Source organism: Flavobacterium sp. SH_e, from assembly GCF_025717045.1.
Classification (GTDB): Bacteria; Bacteroidota; Bacteroidia; order Flavobacteriales; family Flavobacteriaceae; genus Flavobacterium.
Map to the genome: position 1 here is coordinate 78,533 of NZ_JAOVZN010000006.1, position 16,234 is coordinate 94,766.

Sequence of the window (16,234 nt, forward strand, 5' to 3'; positions counted from 1 at the left end):
TCTTTTTCAACTATTTCACAATCAAGCAATAAGCTTATTTTAATACCTTTTTGTCTTTTAGGGGAAGTATTTACTTACAAATTATTGTTGTTTTGACCCAAATTTAAAATCTCAAATAACAATGAAAAAAGTTGTAATGACCCTTGCATTTGCCCTAGCATTAACTGGTGTACATGCTCAAACAGAAAACAATACTAGTTTTAATAAGTGGTCTGTAGAATTAGGTGCTGGTTTTAATAAACCACAAAGACCTTTTAGCAATGGATATTCTACTAATACTGTAAGTCCATGGACTGGAGATCTAGGTGTTCGCTACATGTTTAATAACAAGTTTGGTTTGAAGGCAGATTTTGGGTACAATAGTTTAACTGCAAAAGGCAGCTCTATCGATTTTGATTCAAAATACTATAGAGTAGATTTACAAGCCGTTGCCAACTTAGGCCGCATCATGAATTTTGAAACTTGGACTAACACCATTGGTTTATTAGGACATGCTGGTTTTGGTTATGGCCAATTAAGAAATGATAATTTTAAAGGAGCAGATGAAGTGGGCAACTTTATTGCTGGTGTAACTGGACAAATAAGATTATCAAATAGAGTGGCTTTAACTGGAGATTTCTCAACTATCTTAAACGCATCTCAAGATCGTACTTTTGACGGAGCTTATGTTCAAGACAATAGAGGTTTTTCAGGAATCTTGTTTAATGGAACTGTTGGTTTAAATGTGTATTTAGGAAAAAACACAAAACACGCTGACTGGGTTGTTACTGAAGGTAATAACAATTATGCCGATCTTACTGCTTTAGAAAATAAAGTAGCAGATCTTGAATCTCAAATTAAAAACAAACCAGTTCAAAAAGAGGTTGTTGTTGAAAAACAAGTTAACAATGCACAGCTAACTGATAATGATTTGATCAAAAGAATGATCAATGATAAATATTACAGTGTGTATTTTGACTTTAATAAAACAACTCCAATCGAAAACTCAACTGCAGCAATCGATGTTGTTTTAAATTACTTAAGAAAAAATCCTTCTGCATCTCTAGACCTAGTAGGCTATGCTGATCAAGTTGGAAAAGCTGAGTACAATGAAAAACTATCTAAGACTAGAGCAACAAACGTAAAAACTATTTTTGAAAAAGCTGGAATTGCTTCTTCTCGTTTAAATGTTGTTGCAAATGGTGCAGATACATCAATCCAAAAAGACTCTGACGAAGCTAGAAGATTAGCAAGAAGAGTTACTTTTATTGTAAAATAATTTCTTTTTAAGACTTGATTGAAAGTCCTTAAGATTTTTTCTTAAGGATTTTTTTGATTTAAAAAACAATTCTAGAAATGATGTACCTGCCAGATTTTTATTGAGTGTTAATTCAAAAGTCTAATGTTTTAGAGGTTTCTCAAAAGTGTAATGAATAATTTTTCTTAATTTTACAGAAAAGACACTTATTATGTTAGCAAAAAATATTGAATCGGCTTTGAACAAGCAAATCCGCATAGAAGCAGAATCTTCGCAAACTTATCTTTCTATGGCTTGTTGGGCTGAAGTGCAAGGATTAGAGGGAATTGCCCAATTTATGTACACACAGTCAGACGAAGAGCGTGCACATATGCTTAAACTAGTTAAGTATGTAAACGAACGCGGAGGTCACGCTCAGGTTACAGATCTTAAAGCGCCAAAAACAACGTATTCTACTTTCAAAGAAATGTTTGAAGAGCTTTACAATCACGAGCTTTTTGTTTCGAAATCTATCAACGAATTAGTGCATATTACTTTTGAAGAAAGAGATTATGCAACTCACAATTTCTTACAATGGTACGTATCTGAACAAATTGAAGAAGAAGCTACTGCTAAATCTATCTTAGATAAAATCAACTTAATTGGAGATGACAAAGGTGGACTTTACTTGTTCGATCGTGATATTCAGCAATTAACAGTTACTAGTTCAATCGCTATCAATCCTAAATAAAAAAGTTAAAGTTTATTTAGAATATTTAAAAATAACTTTTTTGGTTTATATTTGCCTATGTTTTTATAATACAGAGGAAAATTGGGTAAGAAAGAAAAAGACAAGGACAAAAAAAAGGATAAAAAAGACAAAAAGAACAAAGTTATCCTTGACAAAATTAAGAAGATTGAAAACTGTAAATCTTCTTGCTGTGAGAAATATAAGAAAAGTGAAAAGAAACGTTGCTCACGTTGTCCTATGTTTGATTTATTCAAAAAAACGGCTTAACAAAATATACAAAACCCACCAGAATTCTCGGTGGGTTTTTTAATTTAGAGAATAATTATCTTCCTATTTTTAAACTGCATTATGGAAAACACCAATACAATCCCAAAATCGAGCTTGGATTTTTTAGTCCAGCTTAAAGAAAACAATAATAGACCTTGGTTTGATGAGCACAAATCTGAATATTTAATTGAGTTAAATCATATTGAGAATTTTGCAGGCGCATTATTGAAAGAACTTTCCAAAACTGATGTCTTAGAAAATGCTTCAGGCAAAAAAAGCGTTTATCGAATCTATCGTGACATTCGTTTTTCTAAAGATAAAACTCCTTTTAAAACATTCTGGGGCGGAAGCTATACTCGTGCCACTGCTGCGAGACGCGGTGGTTATTATTTTCATCTCGAAAAAGGAAATAGCTTTTTTGCAGGTGGCTTTTGGGGTCCAAATACAGCAGATTTAAAACGAATAAGAACCGAATTTGCTCGCGATCCAGAAACTTTTCAAAAAATATTGAATTCAGATTCTTTCAAAAGCAATTTCGGAACTCTTCAAGGCGAACAATTAAAAACAGCTCCAAAAGGTTTTGATTCAGATCATCCTGCGATCGATTTACTTCGCTTCAAACAGTTCTTGGTCATAAAACGTTTTACTGATGACGAAGTATTAAGTCCGCAATTTTTAGAACTGGCTTTAGACGCCTTTAAAAACATGAGGCCTTTTTTTGATTATATGAGCGAAGTCCTGACAACTGATGCTAATGGTGTATCAATTTTATAAAAATGTAAAAATATAGACCCGACAGGTTTTTTGAAACCTGTCGGGTTTAGTTATTTTGCAAAAGCGTTATTTGCTCAACAGTAAAATTTCATTTACCACAACCTCAGTTATATATCTCTTTTCACCATTTTTATCATCATAGCTTCTGTGTGTTAGTTTTCCTTCAACAGCTATTTCTTTTCCTTTTACAACATATTTTTCGATAATTTCTGCTGTTTTCCCCCAAGCTGTTATGCGATGCCACTCTGTTTGCTCTACTTTCTCGCCTTTATCATTTCTGTAAATCTCATTTGTTGCGATTGTCAAATGTGCTAGCTTTCTACCGCTTTCTAATGTTTTAATTTCTGGATCATTACCAACATTCCCGATTAATTGTACTTTGTTTCTAATTGCACTCATGGCGTATACTATTTTTATGTTACTATTAAATTGAATCGTTCATCAAATTCAACACGGCAAAGATGCAAAACCCAAGTACTGACAGTCGGTTGCTAACTATTTACTATCGACTGTAAGTATTTGTAAACGTTTGTAAATGGAAATTGTTTTTTGTATATTTGAGATAAATCTTACGATATGCAGACAAAAATTAAAAAAGTCGAATTACGAAATCTTGAAATTGAAGACTATAAACAATTAAAAAAATCAATGATCGAATCGTATCCAGAAATGGCCGATTCGTATTGGGGCTCTGACGATATAGAAAGACTGCTTTCTATTTTTCCAGAAGGACAGCTGGTGATTTTAGTTGACGGAAAAGTTGTTGGCTCTGCCCTATCTCTAATTGTCGATGAAAAATTAGTTGAAAAAAGACACAATTATCAACAAATTAGCGGTGACTACACTTTCTCAACTCATAATGATAATGCTGAAATTTTATACGGAATTGATGTTTTTATTCATCCAAACTATAGAGGCCTGCGTCTTGGCCGTCGATTATATGATGCAAGGAAGGAACTTTGCGAACAATTGAACTTAAAAGCGATTGTTTTTGCAGGAAGAATTCCGAACTATAGAGAACACGCAAAAAAAATGTCTCCCAAAACGTATATTGAAAAAGTACGAACCAAAGAATTATACGATCCAGTTCTTTCTTTTCAGTTAAGCAACGATTTTCACGTTTTGAGAGTCATTAAAAATTATTTGGAAGGCGATGAAGAATCGAAAGAATTTGCAGTTTTACTGGAATGGAATAATATTTACTACGATGATAGTCCGAAACTGATTAATCTGAAGAAAAACATTATTCGTTTAGGATTAATTCAGTGGCAGATGCGTCCGTTGAATAATGTCGAAGCACTTTTTGAACAAGCTGAATTTTTCATTGATGCCGTTTCGGGTTATGGATCTGATTTTGCTTTGTTTCCAGAATTATTTACGGCTCCATTAATGGCCGATTATAATCATTTATCTGAGGCAGAAGCTATTCGTGAACTGGCACGTCATACTGATCCAATCAGAAAGCGTTTTCAAGAATTCGCCATTTCATACAATATCAATATCATAACTGGAAGTATGCCGTATGTAGAAAGCGGAAATCTTTACAATGTTGGTTTTTTATGCAAAAGAGACGGAACTTCAGAAATGTATACCAAAATTCATATCACACCAAACGAAGTGATTCATTGGGGTATGAAAGGCGGATCACAATTTAAAACCTTCGATACAGATTGTGGTAAAATCGGAATTTTAATCTGCTACGACGTTGAATTCCCTGAACTTTCTAGACTTTTGGCAGATGAAGGAATGGATATCTTATTTGTACCCTTTTTGACAGATACCCAAAACGGTTATACACGCGTAAAACATTGTTCGCAAGCACGTGCAATCGAAAACGAATGTTATGTTGCAATAGCGGGCTGCGTTGGAAATCTTCCGAAAGTAAATAATATGGACATTCAATATGCACAGTCATCCGTATTTACTCCTTCTGATTTTGCTTTTCCAAGTAACGGAATCAAAGCTGAAGCTACTCCAAATACAGAAATGACTTTAATTGTAGATGTGGATCTTAATTTATTGAAAGAACTTCACGAACACGGAAGCGTAAAAACATTAAAAGACCGAAGAACAGATCTTTACGAAATTAAAAAATTGAATTCATGAAAACATGCCTCGAATGCTCAGCCAAAATTTTTGGTCGCGAAGACAAGAAATTCTGTTCAGATAGCTGCCGAAATGCCTACAATAACAAAATAAATAAAGATAGTACGAATTTCATGCGAAATATAAACAACAAGTTACGCAAAAATTACCGTATTTTGGCAGAGTTAAATGTAGACGGAAAATCGAAAGCTTCAAGAGACAAAATGCTGAACAAAGGCTTTGATTTTGAGTTCTTTACAAACATTTTACAAACCAAGACAGGAAATACATATTATTTCTTGTACGATCAAGGCTATCGTTCCTTGGACAATGATTATTTTATGCTTGTTAAAAAAGAAATATAGTTAGTATTTATTCACCATGAGAAAAAACCAAACCTCAATTCTAGCCATAGCCTGCGTTTTAGCTTTACTCGGCATTATATATGCCACGATGATGCCGCAAGGAATCTCTAAAGATGACGAAGCGCTTGCTGAATTCTCGACCGAAAGAGCCTTAAATCAGGTTGAGATTATTGCGCAGAAACCGCACTACGTCGGATCGACAAATCACGAATTAGTTGCCAATTATCTAAAACTCGAATTAAACAGAATAGGCTTAGAAACGAGTATTCAGGAAGGTTTTACTCTAAATGATAAAGGTCTTTTAGTAAAGTCAAAGAATATTTTGGCTCGAATTAAAGGAACCGACAATACAAAAGCACTTTTACTTCTCTCTCATTACGATAGTGCACCACATTCTTTCTCAAAAGGCGCAAGCGACGACGCTTCTGGTGTTGCAACAATTTTAGAAGGTGTACGTGCCTTTTTATATTCTAAACATCCTCAAAAAAATGATATTATCATATTATTCTCTGATGCTGAGGAATTAGGTTTAAACGGAGCTGCATTGTTTGTGAATAAGCATCCTTGGGCAAAAGACGTTGGTTTGGTTTTAAATTTCGAAGCACGAGGAACTTCTGGGCCAAGTTATATGTTAATGGAAACCAACAAAGGAAATGAGGCTTTGGTTAGAGAATTTTCAAATGCAAAACCTTCTCATCCAGTTTCAAACTCTCTCATGTATAGCATTTACAAAATGCTTCCAAATGATACTGATCTAACTGTTTTTAGGGAACAAGGAAATATCCAGGGTTTCAATTTTGCTTTTATCGATGGTCATTTCAATTATCATACACAGCAGGATGATGTACAGCATTTAAACAAAACAACACTTGCGCATCAAGGTACTTACATCATGCCTTTGATAAAATACTTCGCAAACATTGACTTAAACCAAACAGAATCTACTCAAGATAATGTTTATTTCAGTGCTCCATTTTCTTTCATCAGTTATCCGTTTTCTTGGGTAATGCCAATGACACTAATTGCTTTTGGCTTATTAGTTTTCTTTATTTTCGTTGGAAAAGTAAAAAGAATCATCACTTTTACAGAAATTTTCAAAGGTTTTGTTCCTTTTCTTGGTTCAATTATAATTTCAGGATTGGTAACATTTTTAGGATGGAAATTAATGCTTGAAATTTATCCGCAATATTCTGATCTCTTGAACGGATTTACTTATAACGGACATGCTTACATTGGCGCATTTGTTACCTTGAGTATTGCAATTTGTTTTGCTTTCTACCACCATTTCTCTGAAGCTAAAATTACCATGAATCATTTCGTGGCTCCTTTATTGCTTTGGATTATCATTAACGGTTTTTTAGCAAATAGCTTAACTGGCGCCGGTTTCTTAATCATTCCCGTTTATTTCGGAATCCTTTTATTCGGAATATTTGTCTTTACACAGCATTACAGTTTAGGAATGAATTTACTTTTCAGCATTCCGGCTTTAGCAATCATTGCTCCTTTTATCGTAATGTTTCCAATTGGTTTAGGGCTTAAAATTTTATATGGAAGTGCTATTTTAACTGTTTTACTATTCGGATTGCTACTTCCAGTTTTTGGAGCATTCGCTAAAAAAGGCGCTTGGATTGTCATTTTCTTTATCGCTTCGATCTCATTTTTCGTTTACGCAGGATATAATTCAGGATACGAACAGGGCAAAGCCAAATCAAACAGTCTATTATATGTTTATAATGCAGATAATAATTCTGCTGTATGGACAACTTATGATACTAATTTAGACGAATGGACTAAATCTTATTTAGGACAAACGAATCAGAAAGCAATTGGTTTGAATACACTGCCTCTTTCAAGCAAATACAATTCAACATTTACTTTCAGCGCTATAGCGCCAGTTGTAGAGGTTCCAAAACCAACAATTCAATTTTTGAGAGATAGTGTTATTGGAAACAATAGATATTTGAAAATCAGGATTACTCCAAATAGAAAAGTAAATCGTTACGACATTTACGCTAATCCAAAAATGACGTTTTATAACTTTAAAGCAAATGGCGTAGCTACTTCAGGAGAAAAAGGAAATCGTCTTGAAAGAGAAGACAGCAAAATTTTATGCTATTATGTTGTAGGAAATGAACCGCTTGAAATGGAATTCTACATCAACAAATCGTCTATTTTTGATATGGATTTAATCGAAAGTTCGTTTGATTTAATGACTAATCCGTTATTAAATGTTAAACCAAGAGAAAACTGGATGATGCCAACTCCTTTCGTTTTAAATGATGCGGTTTTAATACAACAGAAAATCAAAAGATATACACCTCCAGTAAAACCGATCGAACCAGTTGTGGTTAAAGATAGTTTGACGGTTGCAAAAGATAGCATAACAGCACCAGCTGTAAAACCAGAATAAAAAACACAGAGGCAGATTTAAATCTGCCTTTTTTATTTTAATTAAATCCTCTGCCCTTCTGAACCTTTGTATCTTTGTGCCTCAAAAATGAAAAATGAAACAAATAAGCATATTAGGCTGTGGTTGGCTTGGTCTTCCTTTAGCAAAAGCATTAATTGAAAAAGGAAATTCAGTAAACGGATCAACAACTTCAGAAAACAAACTCTCTATTTTAAAAGATTTAGGAGTACATTCTTTTTTAGTGAAACTTGAAAGCGAAAGTGTTTCTGAAAACATCAATACTTTTTTAGCGAAAAGCGAAATTCTAATTATTGATATTCCGCCAAAATTAAGAGCTGCCGATCCAAATTCTGAAAAGAAGATTTTTGTCGAAAAAATCCAAACTTTAATTCCTTTTATAGAAAAATCAACCGTTAAAAAAGTGCTTTTTGTGAGTTCAACTTCTGTTTATGGCGATAATAATAGTTTTATAAACGAAGAAACAATTCCGAATCCAGAGACTGAGAGCGGTAAACAATTGGTTTTAGCAGAAAATCTTCTTCAAGAAAATCAAAACTTCGAAACCACAATTCTGCGCTTTGGCGGATTAATTGGCGAAGATCGTCATCCTGTAAAGTTTTTAGCTGGAAAAGAAAATCTTGAAAATCCAGATGCACCAATCAATTTAATTCACCAAAACGATTGCATTAAAATTATTGAAGAAATAATAATCCAATCTAAATGGAATGAAGTTTTTAATGCCGTTGCACCTTTTCATCCAACAAGAGAAGAATATTATACGAATAAAGCGATTGAAATGAGCTTGGAGAAACCTAAATTCAGTTCTGAAAAATCAAATATCAAAAAGGTAATTTCTAGTGAAAAAATTGAAAAAACTCTAAGCTATCAATTCAAGTTGGAGAATTATTAAAAAAAACTTTGCGAACTTTGCGATAAACCTTAGCACCTTTGCGGTAAAAAATTTGGTAAATGATGGAAACAGTTTATATCAACTCCCCTCTAGGAATCACCAAAATCATTGGAGATGAAAACGGCATTGCAGTAATTTCTGTTTCTGATGTTGGTACAAATGAAGTTTCTAAGAAAATTCCAAAGGTTTTACAAGATGCCGTTTCACAGCTAAATGAATATTTCGAAGGCAAAAGAACCAATTTTGACTTAAAACTAAATCCGCAGGGAACCGAATTTCAGCAAAAAGTCTGGAAAGCATTGCTAGAGATTCCATACGGGAAAACGGTGAGTTATATGGATCAAACCAAAAAGCTTGGAGATGTAAAGGCAATTCGTGCCGTAGCATCAGCAAATGGTAAAAATCCACTTTGGATTGTTGTTCCTTGTCATCGCGTTATCGGCACAAATGGATCTTTAACTGGATACGCCGGCGGATTATCTCGTAAAAAATGGCTTTTAGAACACGAAAGTCCGTCTGCACAGCAAAGTTTGTTTTAGTATTTGCCACTAATTGCAAAAATTATCACTAATTCTTCTTCCCTTTAATTTCTTTATTTTTCACATTTCTATGTTTGAATAAGAAAATTCATTCAATTACATATTTCATGATCTATAAAAAATCAAATTTGTGTACATTTATATCGGCAAAGAATTAGTATAATTCGTGAAATTCGTGGCAAAAAACCACAAGCAAAAAATATGATTGAAAAGATAAACCTTAACAACATTCTCTTTCTTGATATAGAAACTGTTCCTGAAGAAGAAAATTTCAATTCGCTTGACGCGGAAATGCAGTCGCTTTGGGATTTAAAAACGCAATATCAGCGAAAAGACGATTTTACACCAGAAGAATTTTATGAACGTGCAGGAATTTGGGCCGAATTTGGAAAGATTATTTGCATTTCAGTTGGCTTTTTTACTATCAAAGGCGATGTTCGCAATTTTAGAGTGACTTCTTTTTTTGGCGAAGAAAAGAAAATCCTAAAAGACTTTTCAAATCTGATCAATAATCATTTCAAAAAGCCACAGCATTTATTGTGCGGACATAATTCTAAAGAGTTTGATATTCCTTTTATTGCTCGAAGAATGATCATCAATCAAATGCCAATTCCTGACAAACTAAATCTTTTTGGAAAAAAGCCTTGGGAAATTCCGCATTTAGATACTTTAGAATTATGGAAATTTGGCGATTATAAGCATTTTACTTCTTTAAAATTGCTGACTAAGATTCTTGGAATTCCATCTCCAAAAGGAGATATTGACGGAAGTCAGGTTGCTCATGTCTATTATGTTGAAAAAGATATTGACCGAATTATTACCTATTGCGAAAAAGATACTATTGCTGTTGCCCAAATTTTCTTGCGCTTACGCCGAGAAGATTTGCTGATTGAGGATGAAATTATTCATGTATAGCTTTTTTAAGTTGCTAAGGTTCTAAGATGCTGAGCTGCTAAGTTTGAAAAACTGAAGGTTTAAATAAACTTATGCCTATATTACTTTAATAATTAAAAAGTAAACAGTACAGATATACAAAGTTTTACATAAACTTATATAATTATTTGGTTTAACAAAAAAATTTCTAAATGACACATTCTGAAATTTCACATCATCGTTTGGTTGCCCAAAAGCTTTATAAAACAAGTTCTTGTTTACCACAAGAAGTTGTAAAACATTTCGGTGCTATGCAGGCTCAAGATTATGCAATGGCGAAATGGGCTATTGGCTCTCGCTGTGATTTTTCGGAGAAAGAAATTGAAGAAGCTATTAATTCAGGCAAAATTATTCGAACCCATATTTTGCGCCCAACTTGGCATTTTGTTTCAGCAGAAGATATTTATTGGATGATGGATCTTTCTTCACCTCAAGTGAAACGTTTTACAGCTTCTGCAGCGAAAAAATTTGGTTACGATGACAAAAAGCTAAATCAAACCAATAATTCGATTGAGAAACTATTAACAGGAAACAATCATTTAACTCGAAATGAAATCATGCAGAAACTTGGAATTACCAAAACTGCAAGTGACGATTTTTTGAGCTCGGCTATTATGATGAACGCAGAATTGGATGGTTTGGTCTGTAATGGAAAAATGAAAGGCAAGCAAATCACTTATGCTTTGCTCGAAGAAAGAGTTCCGAAACCGAAAACCAAATTGAACAAAGAAGAAGCATTAGCAAAACTTGCTCAACGTTATTTTGAAAGTCATGGACCAGCAACGGTCTCTGATTTTTCGTGGTGGTCAGGGTTTCCGCCTACAATTTGTCAAAAAACAATTAACGCAATAGAGTTGCAATTAAGCCGTATTACCATTGATAATCAGCAATATTGGTTTAAAAAAGATAGTTTTGACGCGGATAGTTTTCGCGAAAGCGTACATTTTCTTCCTGCTTTTGATGAGATTTTGATTTCGTATAAAACACGTGAAGCGTCTTTTAATACAGAACATCAATCAAAAGTTTTTACCAACAATGGCATTTTTAAGCCCATAATTTTAGAAAACGGAAAAGTAATAGGAATCTGGAAAAGAACCGTCAAAAAAGATCATGTTAAAATTGAAACGGATTTTTTCAAAGAAACTGAAAGTTCGAAAAAAGAAATTCTGTTTGAAGGAATTAAATCTTTCGAAACGTATTTGGAAACCAAAATTATTATTGAATAGATTGATTTTTAATTAAAAATTTACCGTTAATATCTATTTCCACTTGTTTCGTTACTAAAATCTTTATGCTTATTATTGCTAAATAATTACATTTACAAAAAATTAGAATTATGGTATTAAGCAGATTTTGGTTAACGATTTTTATTTCTTCGATTGTTTTTATTGTAGTCAGTTTGTTTACTGCCAATACTTATACCATTGATTCTGTTTTGAATGGAAAGAAAGACGATCCTGTTTTGGTTTCTGAAAAATACGTTGAAGAACTTCCTGCTTTTATCAAAGACAGCATAAAGAAAGCACCAGATCAAACCATGATTATTAATCGTGATACGCTAAATGCCGACACGACTTACGTTTTTAAAAGTAAAACGGTTAAAATTTACAGCGGTCTTCAAAAATCGGATGGTTTGTTGCCAACTTGCAAAAGCACTTTGGTCGATTTAATTTTGCCGCTTATTGCCTATTTAGCTTTTTTCTGCGGATTAATGGAACTTTTAATCGTTTCTGGAGCTTCTGGAAACTTGGCAAAAGCTTTGAGTCCTGTTTTTGTGAAAGTTTTTCCGAGTATTCCTAAAAATCATCCTTCGATTTCCTATATGACTTTGAACTTCGCTGCCAATTTCCTCGGATTGGACTCGGCTGCAACGCCATTCGGGTTGAAAGCAATGGAAAGTTTACAGGAAATAAACCCAGAAAAAGATAAAGCGAGTGATGCGCAAATCATGTTTATGTGTCTTCATGCTTCTGGATTAACTTTAATTGCAACTTCGATTATTGGATATCGCGCCGCGGCAAATGCAAGTAATCCTGCCGATGTAATGCTTCCATGTATCATAACTTCGTTTATTGGAACTATTGCGGCTTTCTTAATTGTTGGTATCAAACAAAAAATCAATTTCAAAAGTGCTTCGCTTCTTATTGGTTTAATGGTTTTGATTGCGGCTATTGTTGGTTTGCTGATGTATGTGAATCACTTAGATTTAATTGGAAAAAACTACTTTACTTCTAACCTTTCGGGATTAATTTTACTTTCGATTATTGTTTTCACTTTGATCTTCTCATTCAAACATGAGAAAAAATTCAAAGATGCCAATACAACAGTATTTGACACTTTTGTAGTTGGAGCCAATAACGGAGTAAAAACCGGAGTAACTATTTTTCCTTATGTTTTAGGGATGTTAGTTGCAATTTCGCTATTTAGAAATAGTGGTTTATTTGAAATTATAAGCGACGGAATCGGATTTATCTTTTCAAACTTAGGTGTAAGCAAAGAAATTACCAATGCATTGCCAGTTGCCATGCTTCGTCCGTTTAGTTCTGCTGGATCAAGAGGTTTCTTAATTGATTCAATGAATACTTTTGGAGCAGATTCTTTAACAGCAAGACTGAGCAGTATTTTCCAATGTAGTGCAGAAAGTACTTTTTATGTAATTGCAGTTTATTTTGGATCTGTAAATATCAAAAACACGCGTTATGCACTAGGCACAATGCTTTTGGTTGATTTGATCTGCGTTATTACTGCGATTTTTGTAGCGACTTGGTTTTTTTAATTTAAACCCAAAACGAAATATGAATTTATTCAAGAAAATTTTTACTAAAGAAAAACAAGTCGAAAACAAAGAAGAAGATCAAATTTTAGAACAAACTCCATTTATTGAAGAAAAAAAGCCCGTTGAAGAAGTAAAATCGGAAGAAAAGCAATTCGAACCAAACAAAATTGATTGGCTTATAAATGATTCTATTTTGACTTTTTTGCCTCGTGAATTATTCATGCATTATTGGGACAACAATACCGAAAAAAACCTGCAAGATCCTTCTTGGCAAAATCAGGGCATTTATTTCTGGGATTACAATGAAACGTTTGAAAGAAAGTCTCTTCCTGATTTTTTTGAAAATTTCGAGAAGAAACCATTTGTCTTTAATAAATTTCCTGACTATATTTCCCTCATGTCTGCAAAAGTTATTCCGTGGTTTGGAATGCCTGGCGGAGGAGACAAACTTTCTCTTCGATATGAAGACAGCTCAATAACTTTAGAAGAAGCTCATAAATTGGACATTATAAATTATATTGAAATTATCGAGTTAAATTATGAAAATTTAAGTGTTTTGAACGATCGAGATAATTATCATTTTCTAATAAATCCTAATGAAGTTAAATTCGAAAACCAGCTTTTCTACCTCAATGGAGAAAGTATTTCTTTAGCCGAACTTTACCAAAAAAAGAAGCTTTTCGTAATATCTTTAAAATAAATAATCTTAACCACTACAAATATGAAACTAGCCCCCCTCTTCTTCGTATTGCTTTTGATCGGATGTCAAAAAACAAAACCTACAGACGCTGCTCCACCAATTGCAGAAATTATTGAACCACAAGAAACAGTAGCTGTTACAAATGATGAAAAAATCATTAAAACTGACACTGTAGCCATTTACACTGACGGCACAGAATCTACAACAGATTATATTCTTGCGAATTTAATAGACCAGCAGGCAGATAAAGACAGTATTGTAACTGTAAAATACAGATTAGATTTTTATCAGAATAAAACCAAAACAGCATCTTCTGGAATTGCAATTAAAGGTTTTCAAAAAGGTTCTGAATGGATCGCCTCTTATGGGTTAACATCTGAAACTTCTAAAAACTCTCCTTTTATACAAATCTCGGTTGGTTATCCTGCTTGCGGTTATACGCATGATAATTACTTGTATTATTTAAAAAACAAAGAATTGCAAAAGGTTCACCAATGGAGCACAATGTCTGACAGCGGCTGGGGAAGCTGGGTCGAAATTGTAAATCCTACAACCAAATCTGAGCCAAAATCTTTTTATTGCAAGACTGTTGCATTTGTACCTGCGGATGAAGATGAGAACCTTGACATGGGAATTCTTTCTCACTCAGATTCAATATCTTTCGAATTAAAAGACAGTAAATGGAAAAAGATTTTGTTATCTGCAAAGGACAAACCTTACTTCGAAAAAAAGATGACTTTTGATCAATTCAACAGTACAGAATAAAATGCATAAAACTGTTTAAGAGTTCTTATTCAAATTCTTTCTTAGGTAAATAATTTCTAAATTTGTAAAAAAACAAAACAATGATCGATTTTATATACCAAGATCCTTACCCGATCTTAAAGGATGATACGCAGTATCGCAAAATCACTTCTGATTTTGTGAAAGTTGAAAAATTTGGAGAACGCGAAGTTTTAACCGTTGACCCAAAAGGTTTGGAATTATTAGCCGAAGAAGCATTGACAGATGTTTCATTTATGCTAAGAACTAGCCATTTACAAAAACTAAGAAAAATTCTTGACGATCCAGAAGCAACAGATAATGATCGTTTCGTGGCTTACAATTTGCTTCAAAATGCATCTGTAGCTGCTGAAGGTCAACTTCCAAGTTGTCAAGATACTGGAACTGCGATCGTAATGGCTAAAAAAGGCGAAAGCATTTTTACAGGTGTTGATGATGCAGAATGGTTAAGCCGAGGTATTTTTAATACTTATCAAAAAAGAAACTTACGTTATTCGCAGATTGTTCCAATTTCGATGTTTGAAGAGAAAAATTCAGGATCAAATCTTCCGGCGCAAATTGATATTTATGCTAAAAAAGGAACTTCTTACGACTTTTTGTTCATGGCAAAAGGTGGAGGATCTGCAAACAAAACTTATTTATATCAGCAGACTAAATCTTTATTGAATGAAAAATCGCTTGACGAATTCATTCGCACAAAAATCAAAGATTTAGGAACTTCTGCTTGTCCTCCGTATCATTTAGCGTTGGTAATTGGCGGAACTTCTGCGGAAGCAAACTTAAGCGCTGTTAAAAAAGCTTCTGCAGGATATTATGATCATCTTCCAACTTCTGGAAACATGGCTGGTCAAGCTTTCCGTGATTTTGAATGGGAAGAAAGAGTTCAGAAAATCTGTCAGGAAAGTGCTATTGGAGCGCAATTTGGAGGAAAATATTTCACACATGACGTTCGCGTAATCCGTTTGCCTCGTCACGCGGCTTCTTGTCCGGTTGGACTTGGAGTTTCTTGTTCGGCAGATAGAAATATTAAAGGAAAAATCACAAAAGACGGAATCTTCGTTGAGCAATTAGAAGTAAATCCAAAACAGTTTTTACCAGAAACAGCTCCTCATTTAGAAGCTCCTGTAGAAATTGATTTGGATCAGCCAATGGCAGATATTCTAGCAAAACTGTCTCAATATCCAGTTAAAACTCGTCTAAAATTAAACGGAACTGTAATTGTTGCAAGAGATATTGCTCATGCAAAAATCAAAGAATTGTTAGACGCTGGAAAACCAATGCCTGACTATTTCAAAAATCACCCAGTATATTATGCTGGTCCTGCAAAAACTCCAGACGGAATGGCTTCTGGAAGTTTCGGACCAACAACTGCTGGACGTATGGATGTTTATGTAGATGAATTCCAGAAAAATGGCGGAAGCATGATTATGCTGGCAAAAGGAAACCGTACTAAACAAGTTACGGACGCTTGCAACAAATATGGCGGATTCTATTTAGGTTCTATCGGAGGTCCTGCTGCTATTTTGGCTCAAGACAATATTCTTAAAGTAGAAGTTGTTGATTTTGAAGAATTAGGAATGGAAGCTGTTCGTAAAATTACGGTTAAAGATTTCCCTGCTTTCATTATTACAGATGATAAAGGAAATGATTTCTTTGCAAATTTATAATTTTTCTTAACCGCAAAGAACGCAAGGGTTTACGCGAAGTTCGCAAAGAAAAATTTAT

16 protein-coding genes are annotated in these 16,234 nt (G+C 33.8%); 15 read left to right on the top strand and 1 reads right to left on the bottom strand.

The annotated features are described in order from the left end of the window. Window positions 1–121: 121 nt before the first annotated feature. The 4 genes from OD917_RS11235 (at window position 122) to OD917_RS11250 (ending at window position 3,008) form a co-directional block, all read left to right on the top strand. Window positions 122–1,258: an OmpA family protein gene (locus OD917_RS11235; protein ID WP_263523614.1), complete on the top strand. Its 1,137-nt coding sequence runs from the start codon at window positions 122–124 to the stop codon at window positions 1,256–1,258. 190 nt (window positions 1,259–1,448) lie between these two features. Continuing rightward, window positions 1,449–1,967, top strand: a complete 519-nt coding sequence (locus OD917_RS11240; protein WP_263523615.1) for a ferritin — start codon at window positions 1,449–1,451, stop codon at window positions 1,965–1,967. A gap of 81 nt (window positions 1,968–2,048) precedes the next feature. Further along, window positions 2,049–2,234 carry a hypothetical protein gene (locus tag OD917_RS11245; RefSeq protein WP_263523616.1) on the top strand — a complete coding sequence of 62 codons (186 nt, stop codon included), beginning with the start codon at window positions 2,049–2,051 and terminating at the stop codon, window positions 2,232–2,234. A gap of 81 nt (window positions 2,235–2,315) precedes the next feature. Further along, a complete protein-coding gene (locus OD917_RS11250) occupies window positions 2,316–3,008 on the top strand; it encodes a DUF2461 domain-containing protein (protein WP_263523617.1) in 693 nt (230 codons plus the stop codon). 66 nt (window positions 3,009–3,074) lie between these two features. On the opposite strand, the gene OD917_RS11255 is transcribed toward OD917_RS11250, so the two are convergent. Beyond that, on the bottom strand, window positions 3,075–3,407 hold the full coding sequence (locus OD917_RS11255) for a single-stranded DNA-binding protein (protein WP_177211631.1): 333 nt from the start codon (window positions 3,405–3,407) through the stop codon (window positions 3,075–3,077). Window positions 3,408–3,584: 177 nt separating this feature from the next. Here OD917_RS11255 and OD917_RS11260 point away from each other — a divergent pair, with 177 nt between their 5' ends. The 11 genes from OD917_RS11260 to OD917_RS11310 all read left to right on the top strand — a co-directional run bounded on the left by OD917_RS11260 (window position 3,585) and on the right by OD917_RS11310 (window position 16,176). Further along, on the top strand, window positions 3,585–5,114 hold the full coding sequence (locus OD917_RS11260) for a bifunctional GNAT family N-acetyltransferase/carbon-nitrogen hydrolase family protein (protein WP_263523618.1): 1,530 nt from the start codon (window positions 3,585–3,587) through the stop codon (window positions 5,112–5,114). After that, a complete protein-coding gene (locus OD917_RS11265) occupies window positions 5,111–5,458 on the top strand; it encodes a hypothetical protein (protein WP_111284909.1) in 348 nt (115 codons plus the stop codon). The genes OD917_RS11260 and OD917_RS11265 overlap by 4 nt, the downstream gene beginning before the upstream one ends. A gap of 16 nt (window positions 5,459–5,474) precedes the next feature. Continuing rightward, the gene (locus OD917_RS11270) at window positions 5,475–7,868 is read left to right on the top strand and encodes a M28 family peptidase (RefSeq protein ID WP_263523619.1); all 2,394 of its coding nucleotides are present in this window, start codon (window positions 5,475–5,477) and stop codon (window positions 7,866–7,868) included. Window positions 7,869–7,962: 94 nt separating this feature from the next. Further along, window positions 7,963–8,778 (top strand): NAD-dependent epimerase/dehydratase family protein, encoded by an 816-nt coding sequence (locus tag OD917_RS11275; RefSeq protein WP_263523620.1) that lies wholly within the window; start codon window positions 7,963–7,965, stop codon window positions 8,776–8,778. A 62-nt stretch (window positions 8,779–8,840) separates the two neighbouring features. Beyond that, entirely contained in the window at window positions 8,841–9,317 is a 477-nt protein-coding gene (locus tag OD917_RS11280) for a methylated-DNA--[protein]-cysteine S-methyltransferase (protein ID WP_263524572.1), read from the top strand. Between the two features lie 201 nt (window positions 9,318–9,518). After that, window positions 9,519–10,232 carry a 3'-5' exonuclease gene (locus OD917_RS11285; protein WP_263523621.1) on the top strand — a complete coding sequence of 238 codons (714 nt, stop codon included), beginning with the start codon at window positions 9,519–9,521 and terminating at the stop codon, window positions 10,230–10,232. Between the two features lie 170 nt (window positions 10,233–10,402). Beyond that, a complete protein-coding gene (locus tag OD917_RS11290) occupies window positions 10,403–11,476 on the top strand; it encodes a winged helix DNA-binding domain-containing protein (protein WP_263523622.1) in 1,074 nt (357 codons plus the stop codon). 110 nt (window positions 11,477–11,586) lie between these two features. Beyond that, complete coding sequence (locus OD917_RS11295) at window positions 11,587–13,026, top strand: nucleoside recognition domain-containing protein (protein ID WP_263523623.1); 1,440 nt, start codon at window positions 11,587–11,589, stop codon at window positions 13,024–13,026. Between the two features lie 19 nt (window positions 13,027–13,045). Further along, window positions 13,046–13,726 (top strand): hypothetical protein, encoded by a 681-nt coding sequence (locus OD917_RS11300; RefSeq protein WP_263523624.1) that lies wholly within the window; start codon window positions 13,046–13,048, stop codon window positions 13,724–13,726. 21 nt (window positions 13,727–13,747) lie between these two features. Continuing rightward, the gene (locus OD917_RS11305) at window positions 13,748–14,491 is read left to right on the top strand and encodes a hypothetical protein (protein WP_263523625.1); all 744 of its coding nucleotides are present in this window, start codon (window positions 13,748–13,750) and stop codon (window positions 14,489–14,491) included. 80 nt (window positions 14,492–14,571) lie between these two features. Beyond that, complete coding sequence (locus OD917_RS11310; protein WP_263523626.1) at window positions 14,572–16,176, top strand: fumarate hydratase; 1,605 nt, start codon at window positions 14,572–14,574, stop codon at window positions 16,174–16,176. Window positions 16,177–16,234: the final 58 nt, after the last annotated feature.